Origin of the sequence: Pantoea sp. BJ2 (assembly GCF_040255075.1) — a bacterium.
GTDB classification, from domain to species: domain Bacteria; phylum Pseudomonadota; class Gammaproteobacteria; order Enterobacterales; family Enterobacteriaceae; genus Pantoea; species Pantoea leporis.
On the sequence record NZ_CP158292.1, the window covers coordinates 660,989 to 674,709 of the forward strand.

The window sequence follows — 13,721 nt, forward strand, 5'->3', positions numbered from 1 at the left end:
AAAAAAGTACTCTCCTATGCTTAATAAAACATTCTGTGCGGCGCGGCTATCACTTTTTGATCCTTTCAGATAAACCGGAAAATCAAGGATCCGTTAAGCTTTAAATTAACGATAAATAACCGCGTGGATTGTTGATTATTCTATTTTATCTCATTAAGACTATTCCTAATAAAATAACAATAGCGTGGCGTAAGTCGCGGGGCGGATTAAAAATTGCGTGTGAGATCACGTGTTAACCTCGCTGCATTTTTCGCTGGCCTGCCGCGAAAATCCCCTCCTGATTGCGGGTTGGCTACGCTTAAAGGAGGTGACGAACAAAAGGAGACACTATGCAGCGACACCACCGTGGATTACTGGCGGTCGATAAGCAGGGCAATCGCGTGCTGTTTCTCAATCCCGAAACCTTTGCCGTTGAACAAGAGTTAAATGCCTTTCCGCCGCGTCCACACGAGCTTCTGATGCTGCCGCAGCTGGAGAAAGCTTACGTGCCGATCTACGGCGACGGCATTCACGGCGACAATCCGCATCCCGGCCACAAAGTGGCGATCATCGATCTGCGCCTGCGGCAGATCAGTGGTTTTATCGATCTGTCGCCGTTAAAAGCACCGCACAGCGGCCAGCTGGGACGAGACGGTAAAGTTTATCTCTGCTGTGAAAACAGCGCGGTGGTGGCGGTGATTGATCCCGTTAGCGATCGCGTGGAGAAAACCATTCAGCTGCCTTCGCACAATGCGCACCGACTCACTTTGTCGCCCAGCGGTCGCAAGTTGTTTACCGAGAATGAAGAGGACGCCAGCATTACCGTGGTGGATCTGTGTGAGGCGGAAGGGCGGATTATTGACAATATTCTGATGCCCGGCTCGATTTCCGGCATCGCCGCCTCGCCGAAACATCCTTATCTGGTGGCGAGCGCCGCCGATGCGCCGCTGCTGTATGTGGTGGATCGGCAAAGCCATCGTATCCGCCAGCGCCTGACGTTGCCGGGCCACCAGCAACCGTGTCAGGTGGTGCGCTTCAGTGCCAACGGCGAGCGGCTGGTGGCGATTGGCGATCAGGAGCCGGTGGTGACGCTGTTTGACGAGCTGCTCAATCCGCTCGGCGATATTCATGTTGGCAACAAGCCGATGGATGGCTGCTTCAGTGAGGATAATCACAGCTTGCTGATTGCTAATGAGGGCGACGGTTCGCTCAGCCTGATTGATCTGCAGCAGATGAAAGTGATTGCCACGCCGCAGGCCGGTACCGGTTGCGAAGTGCTGAGTTACTTTCAGCTCAAATCTTAAATAAACGGGCGATGATAAATCGCACTGCTCCAGTGGCGGCTGCTGGCATGTTTTTCGGCTTGCCAGCCGCGCTTGCGTAACTCGCGTGCAATCAGCTTATTCATGATGCCGTGCCCAACCAATAACACCGTGCCTTGCTGCGACAGCACCACCAGTTTATCCGCCGCCAGACGGGCACGTTCACGCGCATGCTGCACCGATTCGACATGGCCGGCATAGCCGCACAGCCACAACAAGCGCAATAGCGCCAGCCAGACGTTGAGCGGCAGATGTAAACGCTCAAACGGCAACGTCGGTATCGCCACTTCGCTAAAAACCTCATCCACCGCGTGCGGCTGTAAACCGAGACGCGTTAATGACGAACGGGCGCGCGGCAGCGGGCTGGTGGCGATCACACTCGCCAGGCGCGCAATGGTCTGACTGCGCGGCGGCGGGGAGTCGCAAATATCAGCCTGATCGTAACCTTCACACCAGTCGGCCAGCGCCCGAGCCGTGAAGCGCCCAGTGACCGGATGATCGGGTTTACCGTGTCGCATAAGAATAATGGTCATAGCGCTCCTGAGTGATCTTTCTCCAGTGTAATGCAGACGCTGAGTCAGTCGCGCACCGGTGACGGCATTTAAGAATATTGCGGGTGTGTCATTAAACTTTAACTGAACTGTGCGAAAACCAGCGCGATGAAGATGCAGTATGCGCCGTTAAATGGTAAGCAATAATCGTTAATTACGTTGTAATCAGACATTTCTTGCATACGCGCATTAGATGTAATGTCATGAATTAACGCTTCTTTTATCTTGTGCTCATGAGTTATAGTGAAGTTTATCTAATAAATATCACTATTTTTGCTTGATTTATCTACGCGCGTAGATAGACTATGCCCATAGTGATAACTCACGGTGCCAGAGACGAAGTTGGCCTTGAGATGACCCAGTTACATTTGCCTTACTAATGCGATCGATGAAAATTACATCGGCGGGAACAGGCGAAGAAGCGGATTCCAACACCAGGGAATTCATTACTGATTTTTCATCCAGGTTTGCCTACTGAACGTCGCCACCGGGGAGTTCCGCTTGTTGTAAGGGAACTGACCCACGGAAGGGCGTTTGCTGTTTTTACCTCATTCAGGGATTGGGTTATGACGGTTTCGCAACAAAGCTCACTGACATCCTCCTCAGCTGCCGACGCGCGGCTTGAAACATCATCCGGCCGCAAAGATTTCTGGCGCGCCACCTTCTCGTGCTGGCTCGGCACCGCGATGGAATATGCGGATTTTGCGCTGTATGGCCTCGCTGCCGGCATTATCTTTGGTGATGTCTTCTTCCCCGAAGCCACGCCGACTATCGCCTTGCTCTCGAGTTTTGCCACCTGGTCGGTTGGCTTTATTGCCCGCCCGATTGGTGCCTTGCTGTTCGGCTGGATCGGCGATCGTAAAGGCCGCAAAACGGTGATGATCTCGACCATCATTCTGATGGGCGCCTCCACAACATTAATCGGTTTAATTCCCTCCTATGCCAGCATTGGCGTTTGGGCACCGGCGTGTCTGGTGCTGCTGCGCTTTACCCAGGGTTTGGGGGCGGGCGCAGAGTTGTCCGGCGGCACAGTGATGCTGGGCGAATACGCACCGGTTGAGCGTCGCGGTTTGGTCTCATCGGTGATTGCGCTGGGCTCGAACAGCGGCACGCTGATCGCCTCGCTGGTTTGGCTGGCGGTGATCCAGATGGACAAAGAGAGCTTGCTGGCGTGGGGCTGGCGTATTCCGTTCCTCAGCAGCGTACTGATTGCGGTGGTGGCGTTGTGGATCCGTCGTCATCTGCGAGAAACGCCAGTGTTTGAACGCCAGCAGGCGGAATTGCAGGCTGAACGAAACGCCACGCTGGCGCAGGCGAAAGCAGAAGTGGATACGCGCAGTTTCTGGCGTCGCACCCGCGCCTTCTGGACCATGGTGGGTTTACGCATCGGCGAAAACGGCCCTTCTTATCTGGCGCAGGGCTTTATCGTCGGTTACGTCGCCAAAGTGCTAATGATCGATAAGTCGGTGCCCACCACCGCGGTGTTCATCGCCTCGTTACTTGGCTTCGTGATTATTCCGTTTGCCGGTTGGCTGTCGGATCGCTTCGGTCGCCGTATAACCTATCGTTGCTTCTGCTTATTGCTGATGTTCTACGCCTGGCCCGCCTTTAGCCTGATGGACAGCCGCGACCCGACGATTGTCATCGCGGTGATTGTGGTCGGCATGGCGCTGGCATCGCTGGGTATTTTCGGCGTGCAGGCAGCGTGGGGCGTCGAGATGTTTGGTGTGAAACGTCGTTATACCAAGATGGCGGTAGCGAAAGAGCTGGGGTCTATCCTTTCAGGAGGCACCGCACCATTAGTGGCGGCGGCGCTGCTGTCGTTTACCGGACACTGGTGGCCGATCGCGGTTTACTTCACGGCGATGGCCAGCATCGGTTTTCTCACCACTTTCGTGGCGCCGGAAACGCGCGGACGCGATCTCAATCTGCCGGAAGATGCCATCTGACCAGCAGGATCGCGTAAATCACAACCCCCATTGGCCGGATATTCCGGCCAATGGCATTTACGCAGGGGCAAAGGAATGGCGAAATCTCAAACCGGAAACGTAACGCGCACGGACGTGGCAAAAATCGCCGGCACCTCGGTGGCGGTGGTCAGTTACGTGATCAATAACGGCCCGCGTCCGGTGGCAGAAGCCACGCGTCAGCGCGTGCTGGAGGCGATCAAACAGACCGGCTATCGCCCCAACGCGGTGGCGCGCGCGCTGGCTTCGGGCAGCACTAAAACCTTTGGTTTAGTGGTGCCAAACATCGGCAATCCCTTTGTTGCCTCGATGGCGCACATGCTGTTGCAGGAGTCGATGAATCACGGCCACGTCATGCTGTTGGGGGATGCCGGCGACGATCGCAAACGCGAGCTGGAGATTATTCAGGGCCTGTTAAATCGCCAGGTTGATGGCCTGTTTTACAACAGCGTCGATCGCCATCCCTACATCGATGTGATTCAGGCCAGCGGTACGCCGCTGGTGATGCTGGATCGCATTGAGCCGCGTCCAGGCGTTGGCATGCTGCGCGTCAATGAGCGCGAAGCGGCGTGCCAGGTGACCGCGCATCTGCTCAGCCACGGTTATCAGCAGGTGGGCATGATCAGCGGTCCACTGGACATGCTTAACGCGCAGGACCGTATTCACGGCTGGCGCGATGCGCTGGCGCAGAAAGGGTTGCTGGCAGATGAGGCAATGATTTTCCCTGCCAGCTACACGCGGCAGGGCGGTTACGACGCCGCGCAGCGCATGGTGGCCAGCGGTCGTGTGCCGCGCGCGCTGTTTACCAGTAATGAAGGCCAGGCGATTGGCTGCATTCGTGCGCTGTCGGAGCATGGACTGCGCGTGCCGCAGGATGTCGCGCTGGTGTGTTTTAACGGTACCGATCAGTCGGCGTTTCATGTGCCGACGCTCACCACCGTACGTCAGCCGCTGCGCGATATGGCGCGCAGTGCGATTGCTATGCTCAAAAATTGGGATGGCGACGCGAAGCTGGCGGAATTTCCTCACCATTTAGAAATCGGTGAGTCCTGTGGCTGCCAGCTTGCTCAACAAGAATAAAATTATAACACTATGAAAAGATTGATTATTGATTGTGATCCGGGAAACGGTATAGCGGGCGCCAACACCGATGACGGCCTCGCGCTGGCGTTAGCATTGGCCTCAAAGTCACTGTCGCTGGAACTGATTACCACTGTGACCGGCAACACGCCGAGCGCGGTGGGTGCGCAGGTTGCGAAAGATCTGCTGCAGCGGCTGGGACGCAACATTCCGGTGGTGCAGGGCGCGCTGCAGGCGCTGCGTGAAGATCCTGCGCCGTGGCGTGCGCGTCTTGACCACGTTGCTGATGAAAAGCTCGGTGAACTGTGGCGCGGCGTTCGTCAACCGCAGCGTATTCCGGCGGATGGACATGATGCGGCTGGCGTCATGGGCCAACTGATTTGTGACAATCCCGGCGAGTTTACGCTGGTAGCCATCGGCCCGTTGACCAACGTGGCGCTGGCACTGCAGCGTTATCCAGAGATGGCTGAATCGGTGGCAGAGATTGTGATTATGGGCGGTGTGTTCGCGCTGGATGATTACATCAAAGACACCAATTTTGGCCTCGATCCGGAAGCCGCGCATCAGGTGCTGCACAGCGGTGCTGCCATCACGCTGGTACCAATGGACGCCACCACGCAAACTCTGATGACGCAGCAGGATCTCACGCGACTGACCGCTAACGATCATCCGTTGCCGCAGTTTGTGCGCGAGACGTTGCGGCCGTGGATCGATTATTCGATCCGCACCCGTCATCTGCCAGGTTGCTGGATACACGATGCGCTGGTGGTGGCGTGGCTGCTGAATCAGCGTGTCGCCGACGGCGTGGATTATCATGTGGATATTGAGCTGCGACCTGGCGCCACGCGCGGCAAAAGCTGGCGTTATCGCACGCCGCTGCGGCTGGATATTGGCGTGCCACCGCAGACCGGCGCCTTGGTGCATGTGATTCAAACCGTTAATAATGCGCTGCTGCTTGAGATGATCGAAAAGGCATTTAATCAGTTATAAAATTGTTGACTGCACCTGCCGTAACGGCGCGATAAAACGCGCCGCTACAGGATATTGCCTCCATCAATGACACGTTTTTTTACACCGCGCATCACTCGCTGACAATTCCCGCCACAGCCCGCCTTTCTGACATGCTATATACAAATAGTTAACAAATTAGTAACCCGTGAAATTATTCGCGCGGTAACTTCTACTATAAATCCGGCCAACGAACCGGAAGCTAATCAGACAGGATACCAACATGTTCAACTGGACTGCGACCCAGCGCAACGTGGCTTTTGCCAGTTTCGCGAGCTGGACGCTGGATGCGTTCGACTTCTTCATCTTAGTGTTTGTCCTCAGCGATCTTGCCCAGTATTTCCATACCAGCGTCTCCGATGTTTCTCTTGCCATCATGCTCACGCTCGCCGTGCGCCCGATCGGCGCGCTGTTGTTTGGTCGGCTGGCGGAGAAGTATGGCCGCCGACCGATTTTGATGCTCAATATCGTGATGTTCTCGGCGTTTGAGCTTCTGTCGGCGTGGTCGCCCACCTTCACGGCGTTCCTCGGTTTCCGCGTGATTTACGGCGTGGCGATGGGGGGGATTTGGGGCGTGGCGTCGTCGCTGGCGCTGGAAACCATTCCGGATCGCTCGCGCGGCTTGATGTCCGGCATCTTCCAGGCTGGTTATCCGTGCGGCTATCTGCTGGCGTCGGTGATTTTTGGTTTGTTCTTCGAAACGGTCGGCTGGCGCGGCATGTTCCTGATTGGCGCGTTGCCGATTCTGCTGCTGCCGTTTATCTACTTCAAAGTGCCGGAATCGCCGGTGTGGCTGGCGGCGCGCGAGCGGAAAGAGAGCAATGCGCTGCTGCCGATTATCCGCCAGCACTGGAAAATCTGTATCTATATGGTGCTGCTGATGGCCTGCTTTAACTTCTTCAGCCACGGTACGCAGGATCTCTATCCCACCTTCCTGAAAGTGCAGCATCAGTTTGATCCGCACACCGTCAGCATCATTGCCATCAGCTACAACATCGCGGCGATGCTGGGCGGCATTACCTTTGGTGCACTCTCCGAGCGCATTGGCCGCAAGCGCGCGATTATTCTGGCGTCATTCCTCGCGCTGCCGGTGTTGCCGCTGTGGGCCTTCTCCAGCGGTTCATGGATGATCGGTATCGGCGCGTTTCTGATGCAGTTTATGGTGCAGGGCGCGTGGGGCGTGGTGCCGACCTATCTTACCGAACTGGTGCCCGCCAATGCGCGCGCGGTGCTGCCGGGCTTTGTCTATCAGCTGGGGAATTTGATCGCCTCCGTGAATGCGACGCTGCAGTCGCGTATCGCCGAGGCGCACGGCGGCAATTATGGTTTGGGTATGGCGATTGTCGCCGGAACGGTGGCGGTGCTGATTTGCGTGTTAGTGGCCTTTGGTCGCGAGACGCGCGGCATCGAAATCTCCGGTGCCGCCGCGCGCGAGTCGTCTTAAAGCGCCTCGCAGACGTCAACCCATTTCGCCGCGGTGAGTTCCGCCATGCGCTGCGGCGAAATGCGCACCGCGCTATGAATCGATCCGGCTGCGGGCAGCACTTCATCAAAGCTGCGCAGCGACACATCGCAATAGACGGTAAGCGGATTTTCCAGCCCGAACGGGCAAACGCCGCCGACCGGATGTCCGGTCCAGTTCACCACCTCATCCACGCTTAACATGCGCGCCTTGGCGCCGAGCGCAGCTTTCAGCTTGCGGTTGTCGAGACGCGCATCGCCGCGCGTAACGATCAGCACGATGGCATCTTTCACTTTCAGCGACAGGGTTTTGGCGATTTGCCCAGGCTGAACGCCATGAACGCGTGCGGCCAGCTCAACGGTGGCGGTGCTTTCCGGCATCTCGATGATGTCGATATCCGGTGCATGTTCGGCAAAGAAGTGCCGTACCGACTCCAGGCTCATTGTTATCTCCGGTAAAAACAGAGCCGAAAAAATGCCATAAGCCTGGAAAAGTGTAAACGGGAGAAAAGGAGAATCTGTAACAGAATGCGCGGGGGCTACACCGCTTTTAACGTGCAGTTACCGCAACGTTCTACATCGGGGATACGATAGCGCTGGCAGCAGCTGCGTCGTTCCATTTCGCCATTACGCGGGATCATGGTGCGATACAGCGGATTATCGCTGCCATCGAGCAGGGATTTGCTAAAAAATAGCGCCTGTTCCAGCTGCAAAATCGTCTCTTCTGGCAACTGGTTTTTCAACTCGCCTAGGAACCAGTAAAACGAAAAGCCCATGTTGTTCCAGATAAGCTTCGCATTGATATCACCGTGCTGCGTCATGCCGTTAACCGCCGGAATCAGGCATTGCTGAATCAGGCGATCGATACGCTGCTGGGCATTGAGATAGCGCGCATCCTCATCTTCCTGCACATCAAGCCAGAAAGCGCACGGATGGCCGTTTTCGTGAAACTCAACGTGAATCAGATGCGGCGAGCAGTTCAGCGCACGCGGTTCCTGCAATAACGCCATCATCAGCGGTGGCAGCAGCAGGCCAAAATACCACTGCGCCCACAGCGATTGCAGCGGCTTAGCTTCCTGCTGCACATCAGGATGATCGCGATAGAGATAATCGCTATAGCGCTGTGTCAGGCGGCGATAATGAAGCGGATTGGACCATTCAGCCAGGGTTAACGTCCCGGCGGGTGCCGGCTGGCCAAGCTTGAGGTTATCCAGCATGTAGCTGCGTTGATCGCGCATCAGATCTTCCAGTGCGCTCGCTAAACTGCGATCGCTCTGCATAAAGATCAGTGGATGCTCGCTGAAGCGATGATCCTGACGCGTGATGATGGCCATGCTGGTCCTGAGTGATAACGGGAATCGAGAGACAAATGATAATCGTTCCCAGCATTTTGAACAACATTTCTGCACATGCGTCTGTTAACGCACATTTCGTCGCGGCACGTTTTATCGCGCAATAAATTGCGCCGCGACGAGGTGTGCGTTGGGTAATGACGAGGCTTTATATCAGTTCATTACTCGCCTGCGTCAATTTCGGCAAATCTTCCCACGCCAGAATAGTGTTACGTCCCTGATTTTTCGCCACATACAGCGCGCGGTCAGCATTGGCGACCGCCTGGTCAAAATCGTCAGCAAAGATGGGCGCGATGCCAGCGCTGATGGTGACGTGCGTCGAGACTTTATCATTGAAGCGGTGCGGAATTTCCAAATCCACCACGTACTGACGAATGCGTTCAGCCAGTTTCATTGCGATTGAGGCGTTTACATTGGTCATCAGCACCAGAAACTCTTCGCCACCGTAGCGTGTGACCACATCGCGCGAACGCACCGCGTCGCGGATCGCCACGGACACGCGCGCCAGCGCCTGATCGCCCATCGCATGGCCGTAATTGTCGTTGTAGGCTTTGAAGTGGTCGATATCCAGCAGCAGCACAAAGTGGCTGCCGGCGTGGTTTTCCAGAATGGTATCAAGGCGATTCTTCAATCCACGGCGGTTGTACAAGCCGGTAAGCGGATCGAGCATGCTCAAATCGCTGAAGCTCTCTTTTTCCTCATACAGCTGGCTCACCAGCCGACGGGTGAAGGTATCAAAGCGACGACGCATTAAATGGTGCAGTGAAAAGCCGATTAATGGCAGCGTAATGGTGAATAAGATCATCATTAAATGCTGACCATCATCCAATAACAGCACGGTTAATACCGGCGGTGTGATGTGTAAACAGAATGCAATCAAATAATCACTCAGCGCAATGGCACTGATAAAGAACACGCTTAACAGGCTGATAATTAAAAAGCTGCCATCAAAATAGTAAACCAGATGATATCTGTGGTTAATATGCCACGCCCACAGCGCACCCAAAATAAAAGCCACAGGATTTAATAGCGGTAATTTTTGTTTTGACGCCATTAAGCAAATAACCAGCAGCGTGGAGCTGAAGCCCGCTACAACGTCCACCGGCAGCGAGCGTATTGGGCTATCGCTGCCTAAAATCGGCAGCAGGCAAAAAAGCGAAACGGCGACATTAAGAAACAGAAATAGCATCAGAGACAGCCGATATTTACTCTGTTTCAACTCATCATAAGATTGTAATTTCATTATTATTCTCGTGACAGCCCTGATATATCAAAGCGCTACCCGCAAGTAATAGTTTACCTACCCGGATAGAGAGCACGTTATTGTTGTGTTAGCGATATTGTTATCGGCGGCAATTTAGCATTTTCCAGTAATTCTGTCATCCGGCATGGCTTGCGACAAAAATTCGCTGCAAGATGAGAAATATTGTCATATGATAATGCGAATATTTATCATTTGAGGGTTGCGCGATGATCATGGCGATAATAGCCGCCTGCGGACTATGGGGCGTGAGCTGGGTAATGGGTAAACGTCTGGATAGCGGTTGGGGCGTGTTATTACCCTGCGCGGCGATGCCGATTTTTGCGTTATGGGAACCGAGTTTCAGTCAATGGCGAGTAGTGATGATTGTGGCGTTGCTGCTGACCGTGGTGATGCTGTTTCACCATCGCCTGCGTCACTATCTGTTGCTGCCGTCTTGTCTGGCTTTGGCGGGCGGCTTAGCGGCGGTGTCGGTCAATTTCCACGTTATCTGATCAAATCGCAGAAACGACAACATCACGCTGAGAGCGTGAAGTTCGTTGAAAAATCTTTCGGGGGATTTACTGCTCGAAAGGAGTGACAACTGTTGGTGCGAAGGGAGGGACTTGAACCCTCACGTCCGTAAGAACACTAACACCTGAAGCTAGCGCGTCTACCAATTCCGCCACCATCGCATCTTAGTTGTCTGTTTATATCGTCGCATTGGTGCGAAGGGAGGGACTTGAACCCTCACGTCCGTAAGAACACTAACACCTGAAGCTAGCGCGTCTACCAATTCCGCCACCATCGCTCAGTGCGCAGATATAAACTGTGTGATTTTAGTTTGGTGCGAAGGGAGGGACTTGAACCCTCACGTCCGTAAGGACACTAACACCTGAAGCTAGCGCGTCTACCAATTCCGCCACCATCGCAAACTAACAACACCCTAAAGTATTGCTAACCACGGAGGCGCATTTTAGAGATTTTACTCATTGCGTCAACACATATTTCGCGACGGCAAAACGATCGCTGTAAAAAGCAACGTTTCTGCCGCCGCGCTGCTGTTAACGCGTTTTGGCACCGCGACCATATACGGCGCGATAGACTTTGAAGCGTCCGGTTTGCGCCAGCACTTCGTGATTGCCGAAGGTTTCATCCAGAATCTGTGGATACGGCAGGAAGGCGTTAGCCACGATACGCAGTTCGCCGCCGCTGTTCAGATGCTTAAGCGCACCGCGAATCAGCGTGTTAGCCGCTTCAAGGCTGGTTTGCAGGCCATCGTGGAACGGCGGGTTGGAGATGATCATATCGAAACGGCCGGTAACGTCAGAGAACACGTTACTGGCAAACACTTCACCTTCCAGTTCATTGGCGGCCAGCGTGGCTTTACTCGCTTCAATCGCAGCAGCATGCACATCACACAGCCACAGACGCACGCGCGGCGACACTTTCGCCATCACAGTTGCCAGCACGCCGCTGCCACAACCGATATCCAGCACTTTGCCACGGAAATGCGGCGTCAGCGTGGAGAGCAGCAGATCGCTGCCGATATCCAGACCATCACGGCTGAACACGCCCGGCAAGGTATGGATGGTGAGATCCTCGAGCTGATAAGTATGGCCATAGCTGCTGGCATCAAAGGTTGGCTGCTTATCGAGACGACCGTGATACAGGCCACAACGACGCGCGCTATCAACTTTCTCCAGCGTCGCCCACGCTTCCAGCATGCCTTCGGCGCTGCGCACGCCGCTGCGGTTTTCACCCACCACGAAGATATCGCAGCCTACCGGCAGCAGAGAGAGCAGGTTTTGCAGCTGGTACTGCGCTTCGGGTTTGTTCTTCGACCAGTAATAAACCAGCGTATCGCAGCCTTCAACATCGGCAGCGGTTGCAACCATGCTGTAAACCGCACGTTCACCAAGGCGATGGCTTAGGTTCTGCCAGTGATGATATTGCTGGGTATGCACGCGGCTCGACGCGGTTTCTAGCTGGGCGGGCAGGTCATCCTGCAGGTCGCCAGCAAACAAAACGTTGCGGGCAGTAAATTCATCACTGTGGCGCAGAATCACTTCGCTGGCCGGGGTAAAAGCAGACATGGAGCACTCCTGTTAAATCAGAGCCGCGATTATAGTGCTTTGTTGGCGCATGTTCGATGGGTTTGCTAGCATAGCGTCGCATTCTGGCAGCATAACGGGTAATAGCATGAGCACAAGGCGCGACTGGCTTCTACAGCAAATGGGGATTACGCAGTATCAGCTGCGGCGTCCGCGCGTGCTGCAAGGGGAAATTGCCGTCACGCTTTTGCCCGACACGCGTTTGGTTTTGGTGGCCGAACAGGCACCCACGCTACAAGAACCGCTGATTCGCGACGTGCTGCGCGCGCTGAACATTCAACCCGCGCAGGTCATGGCGTTAACGCCAGACCAGCTGCAAATGCTGCCGGAGCAGGTCGATTGCGCCGGTTGGCTGCTGGGCGTTGAGAGCGAACATCCCTTTAACGGCATTACCTTCAACACCGCCGTTTTCAATGAACTGATCAGCAGCGGCGCAGCAAAACGCGCCCTGTGGCAACAGATGTGTAACCATGACAGCCATCTCTTTAGTCACCCCTGAAGACCAGCCGCAGCTGCTGGCGATTGAGCGCCGCGCACATGCTTTTCCGTGGAGCGAGCAGACGTTGAGCAGCAATCAAGGCGAACGTTTCGTTAATATCCGCATTGAAGTTGAAGGTAAGCTGGCCGGATTCGCCATCACCCAAGTGGTGCTGGATGAAGCGTCGCTGTTCAATATTGCGGTGGATCCCGACTTCCAGCGCCGCGGCCTGGCGCGCCAGCTGTTGCAGCATCTGATTGCTGAGCTCGAGCAGCGCGACGTGATGATGCTGTGGCTGGAAGTGCGCGCCTCAAATATGCCGGCGATTGCGTTGTATGAGCAGCTGGATTTCCATCAGGTGAGCGTACGCCCCAACTATTATCCCACTGCCAGCGGACGAGAAGATGCCATCATTATGGCGCTAACGCTTTAAGGAGCACCATGCTAAACGATTGGGACTGCATCCTGTTTGATGCAGACGAAACGCTTTTCCATTTCGATGCTTACGCTGGTTTGCAGCGCATGTTTGCCCGCTATGACGTGCAATTTTCTGCGCAGGATTACACCGATTATCAGGCGATCAACAAGCCGCTGTGGGTCGATTACCAGAACGGCACCATTTCCGCACTGCAGCTGCAAACGCGCCGCTTCACCTTGTGGGGTGAAAAGCTGAGCGTCGCACCCGAAGTACTCAACAGTGATTTCCTCAGCGCAATGGCCGATATCTGCCTGCCGCTGGAAGGCGCAGCCCACCTGTTATCAACGCTGAAAGGCAAAGTGAAAATCGCTATCATCACCAACGGTTTCACTGCGTTACAGCAGGCGCGACTTGAGCGTACCGGATTCCTCGATGTGTTTGATGCGCTGGTGATTTCTGAAGAAGTTGGCGTACCGAAACCTGACGTGGCGATTTTTGATCACACGCTGGCCTTGCTGGGCAACCCGGATCGCAGCCGCGTGCTGATGGTCGGCGATACGCCAGAGTCAGATATTCTCGGCGGCATGAATGCTGGCCTGAAGACTTGCTGGATCGATCACGGCACGCGTCCGTTACCCGATCACATCACGCCAACCTGGCAGGTGAAAACGCTGGCAGAGCTAGAAGCGATTCTGACTGAAGGTTAAAAGTATCTATTCATCGTTACCATCGTGATGATGCTGAGAAGCCC

Annotated in this window: 14 protein-coding genes and 3 tRNA genes; 9 read left to right on the plus strand and 8 right to left on the minus strand. The window is 54.9% G+C overall.

Features of this window, described 5'->3' with window-relative positions:
• Nucleotides 1-329: 329 nt before the first annotated feature.
• Complete coding sequence (locus AAF463_RS02925) at nucleotides 330-1,283, plus strand: WD40 repeat domain-containing protein (RefSeq protein WP_350261502.1); 954 nt, start codon at nucleotides 330-332, stop codon at nucleotides 1,281-1,283.
• On the opposite strand, the gene AAF463_RS02930 is transcribed toward AAF463_RS02925, so the two are convergent.
• The gene (locus AAF463_RS02930) at nucleotides 1,280-1,834 is read right to left on the minus strand and encodes a histidine phosphatase family protein (RefSeq protein WP_217549168.1); all 555 of its coding nucleotides are present in this window, start codon (nucleotides 1,832-1,834) and stop codon (nucleotides 1,280-1,282) included. The two genes, AAF463_RS02925 and AAF463_RS02930, sit on opposite strands and share 4 nt — an antisense overlap.
• A gap of 584 nt (nucleotides 1,835-2,418) precedes the next feature.
• Between AAF463_RS02930 and AAF463_RS02935 the strand changes: the two genes are divergently transcribed.
• The 4 genes from AAF463_RS02935 (at nucleotide 2,419) to AAF463_RS02950 (ending at nucleotide 7,351) form a co-directional block, all read left to right on the plus strand.
• Nucleotides 2,419-3,801, plus strand: coding sequence for an MFS transporter (locus AAF463_RS02935; protein ID WP_101762195.1), 1,383 nt, complete (start codon nucleotides 2,419-2,421; stop codon nucleotides 3,799-3,801).
• Nucleotides 3,802-3,876: 75 nt separating this feature from the next.
• The gene (locus tag AAF463_RS02940) at nucleotides 3,877-4,899 is read left to right on the plus strand and encodes a LacI family DNA-binding transcriptional regulator (RefSeq protein WP_350261503.1); all 1,023 of its coding nucleotides are present in this window, start codon (nucleotides 3,877-3,879) and stop codon (nucleotides 4,897-4,899) included.
• 12 nt (nucleotides 4,900-4,911) lie between these two features.
• Nucleotides 4,912-5,889 carry a nucleoside hydrolase gene (locus tag AAF463_RS02945; protein ID WP_110867476.1) on the plus strand — a complete coding sequence of 326 codons (978 nt, stop codon included), beginning with the start codon at nucleotides 4,912-4,914 and terminating at the stop codon, nucleotides 5,887-5,889.
• Between the two features lie 241 nt (nucleotides 5,890-6,130).
• Nucleotides 6,131-7,351, plus strand: coding sequence for an MFS transporter (locus AAF463_RS02950; protein WP_101762192.1), 1,221 nt, complete (start codon nucleotides 6,131-6,133; stop codon nucleotides 7,349-7,351).
• Here AAF463_RS02950 and AAF463_RS02955 read toward each other — a convergent pair.
• The 3 genes from AAF463_RS02955 to AAF463_RS02965 form a co-directional block, all read right to left on the minus strand.
• Nucleotides 7,348-7,812 carry a YbaK/EbsC family protein gene (locus AAF463_RS02955; RefSeq protein ID WP_008107722.1) on the minus strand — a complete coding sequence of 155 codons (465 nt, stop codon included), beginning with the start codon at nucleotides 7,810-7,812 and terminating at the stop codon, nucleotides 7,348-7,350. The genes AAF463_RS02950 and AAF463_RS02955 overlap by 4 nt on opposite strands.
• Nucleotides 7,813-7,907: 95 nt before the next feature.
• On the minus strand, nucleotides 7,908-8,702 hold the full coding sequence (gene fhuF / locus AAF463_RS02960) for a siderophore-iron reductase FhuF (protein ID WP_192412438.1): 795 nt from the start codon (nucleotides 8,700-8,702) through the stop codon (nucleotides 7,908-7,910).
• A 166-nt stretch (nucleotides 8,703-8,868) separates the two neighbouring features.
• Nucleotides 8,869-9,963, minus strand: coding sequence for a diguanylate cyclase (locus AAF463_RS02965; protein ID WP_101762189.1), 1,095 nt, complete (start codon nucleotides 9,961-9,963; stop codon nucleotides 8,869-8,871).
• Between the two features lie 227 nt (nucleotides 9,964-10,190).
• Here AAF463_RS02965 and AAF463_RS02970 point away from each other — a divergent pair, with 227 nt between their 5' ends.
• The gene (locus AAF463_RS02970) at nucleotides 10,191-10,475 is read left to right on the plus strand and encodes a DUF1435 domain-containing protein (RefSeq protein ID WP_110867479.1); all 285 of its coding nucleotides are present in this window, start codon (nucleotides 10,191-10,193) and stop codon (nucleotides 10,473-10,475) included.
• A 93-nt stretch (nucleotides 10,476-10,568) separates the two neighbouring features.
• Here the strand turns inward: AAF463_RS02970 and AAF463_RS02975 are convergent.
• The 4 genes from AAF463_RS02975 to rsmC all read right to left on the minus strand — a co-directional run bounded on the left by AAF463_RS02975 (nucleotide 10,569) and on the right by rsmC (nucleotide 12,056).
• Nucleotides 10,569-10,655, minus strand: a tRNA-Leu gene (locus tag AAF463_RS02975).
• Between the two features lie 29 nt (nucleotides 10,656-10,684).
• Nucleotides 10,685-10,771: transfer RNA gene (locus tag AAF463_RS02980), tRNA-Leu, on the minus strand.
• 34 nt (nucleotides 10,772-10,805) lie between these two features.
• Nucleotides 10,806-10,892 (minus strand) — tRNA-Leu (locus AAF463_RS02985).
• 132 nt (nucleotides 10,893-11,024) lie between these two features.
• The gene (gene rsmC, locus AAF463_RS02990; RefSeq protein WP_101762187.1) at nucleotides 11,025-12,056 is read right to left on the minus strand and encodes a 16S rRNA (guanine(1207)-N(2))-methyltransferase RsmC; all 1,032 of its coding nucleotides are present in this window, start codon (nucleotides 12,054-12,056) and stop codon (nucleotides 11,025-11,027) included.
• Nucleotides 12,057-12,162: 106 nt separating this feature from the next.
• Between rsmC and AAF463_RS02995 the strand changes: the two genes are divergently transcribed.
• From AAF463_RS02995 to yjjG, 3 genes are read left to right on the plus strand one after another with little or no spacing between them, the layout of a single operon-like run.
• Entirely contained in the window at nucleotides 12,163-12,573 is a 411-nt protein-coding gene (locus AAF463_RS02995) for a DNA polymerase III subunit psi (protein WP_101762186.1), read from the plus strand.
• Nucleotides 12,545-12,985, plus strand: a complete 441-nt coding sequence (gene rimI / locus AAF463_RS03000; RefSeq protein WP_350261504.1) for a ribosomal protein S18-alanine N-acetyltransferase — start codon at nucleotides 12,545-12,547, stop codon at nucleotides 12,983-12,985. The genes AAF463_RS02995 and rimI overlap by 29 nt, the downstream gene beginning before the upstream one ends.
• A gap of 8 nt (nucleotides 12,986-12,993) precedes the next feature.
• Nucleotides 12,994-13,677, plus strand: coding sequence for a pyrimidine 5'-nucleotidase (yjjG, locus tag AAF463_RS03005; RefSeq protein WP_137385112.1), 684 nt, complete (start codon nucleotides 12,994-12,996; stop codon nucleotides 13,675-13,677).
• Nucleotides 13,678-13,721: the final 44 nt, after the last annotated feature.

Bases quoted from the DNA above. Each gene is read 5' to 3' on its own strand.
- AAF463_RS02925 (WP_350261502.1), top strand. From the start codon at position 330: ATGCAGCGACACCACCGTGGATTACTGGCGGTCGATAAGCAGGGCAAT.
- AAF463_RS02930 (WP_217549168.1), bottom strand. From the start codon at position 1,834: ATGACCATTATTCTTATGCGACACGGTAAACCCGATCATCCGGTCACT.
- AAF463_RS02935 (WP_101762195.1), top strand. From the start codon at position 2,419: ATGACGGTTTCGCAACAAAGCTCACTGACATCCTCCTCAGCTGCCGAC.
- AAF463_RS02940 (WP_350261503.1), top strand. From the start codon at position 3,877: ATGGCGAAATCTCAAACCGGAAACGTAACGCGCACGGACGTGGCAAAA.
- AAF463_RS02945 (WP_110867476.1), top strand. From the start codon at position 4,912: ATGAAAAGATTGATTATTGATTGTGATCCGGGAAACGGTATAGCGGGC.
- AAF463_RS02950 (WP_101762192.1), top strand. From the start codon at position 6,131: ATGTTCAACTGGACTGCGACCCAGCGCAACGTGGCTTTTGCCAGTTTC.
- AAF463_RS02955 (WP_008107722.1), bottom strand. From the start codon at position 7,812: ATGAGCCTGGAGTCGGTACGGCACTTCTTTGCCGAACATGCACCGGAT.
- fhuF (WP_192412438.1), bottom strand. From the start codon at position 8,702: ATGGCCATCATCACGCGTCAGGATCATCGCTTCAGCGAGCATCCACTG.
- AAF463_RS02965 (WP_101762189.1), bottom strand. From the start codon at position 9,963: ATGAAATTACAATCTTATGATGAGTTGAAACAGAGTAAATATCGGCTG.
- AAF463_RS02970 (WP_110867479.1), top strand. From the start codon at position 10,191: ATGATCATGGCGATAATAGCCGCCTGCGGACTATGGGGCGTGAGCTGG.
- rsmC (WP_101762187.1), bottom strand. From the start codon at position 12,056: ATGTCTGCTTTTACCCCGGCCAGCGAAGTGATTCTGCGCCACAGTGAT.
- AAF463_RS02995 (WP_101762186.1), top strand. From the start codon at position 12,163: ATGAGCACAAGGCGCGACTGGCTTCTACAGCAAATGGGGATTACGCAG.
- rimI (WP_350261504.1), top strand. From the start codon at position 12,545: ATGACAGCCATCTCTTTAGTCACCCCTGAAGACCAGCCGCAGCTGCTG.
- yjjG (WP_137385112.1), top strand. From the start codon at position 12,994: ATGCTAAACGATTGGGACTGCATCCTGTTTGATGCAGACGAAACGCTT.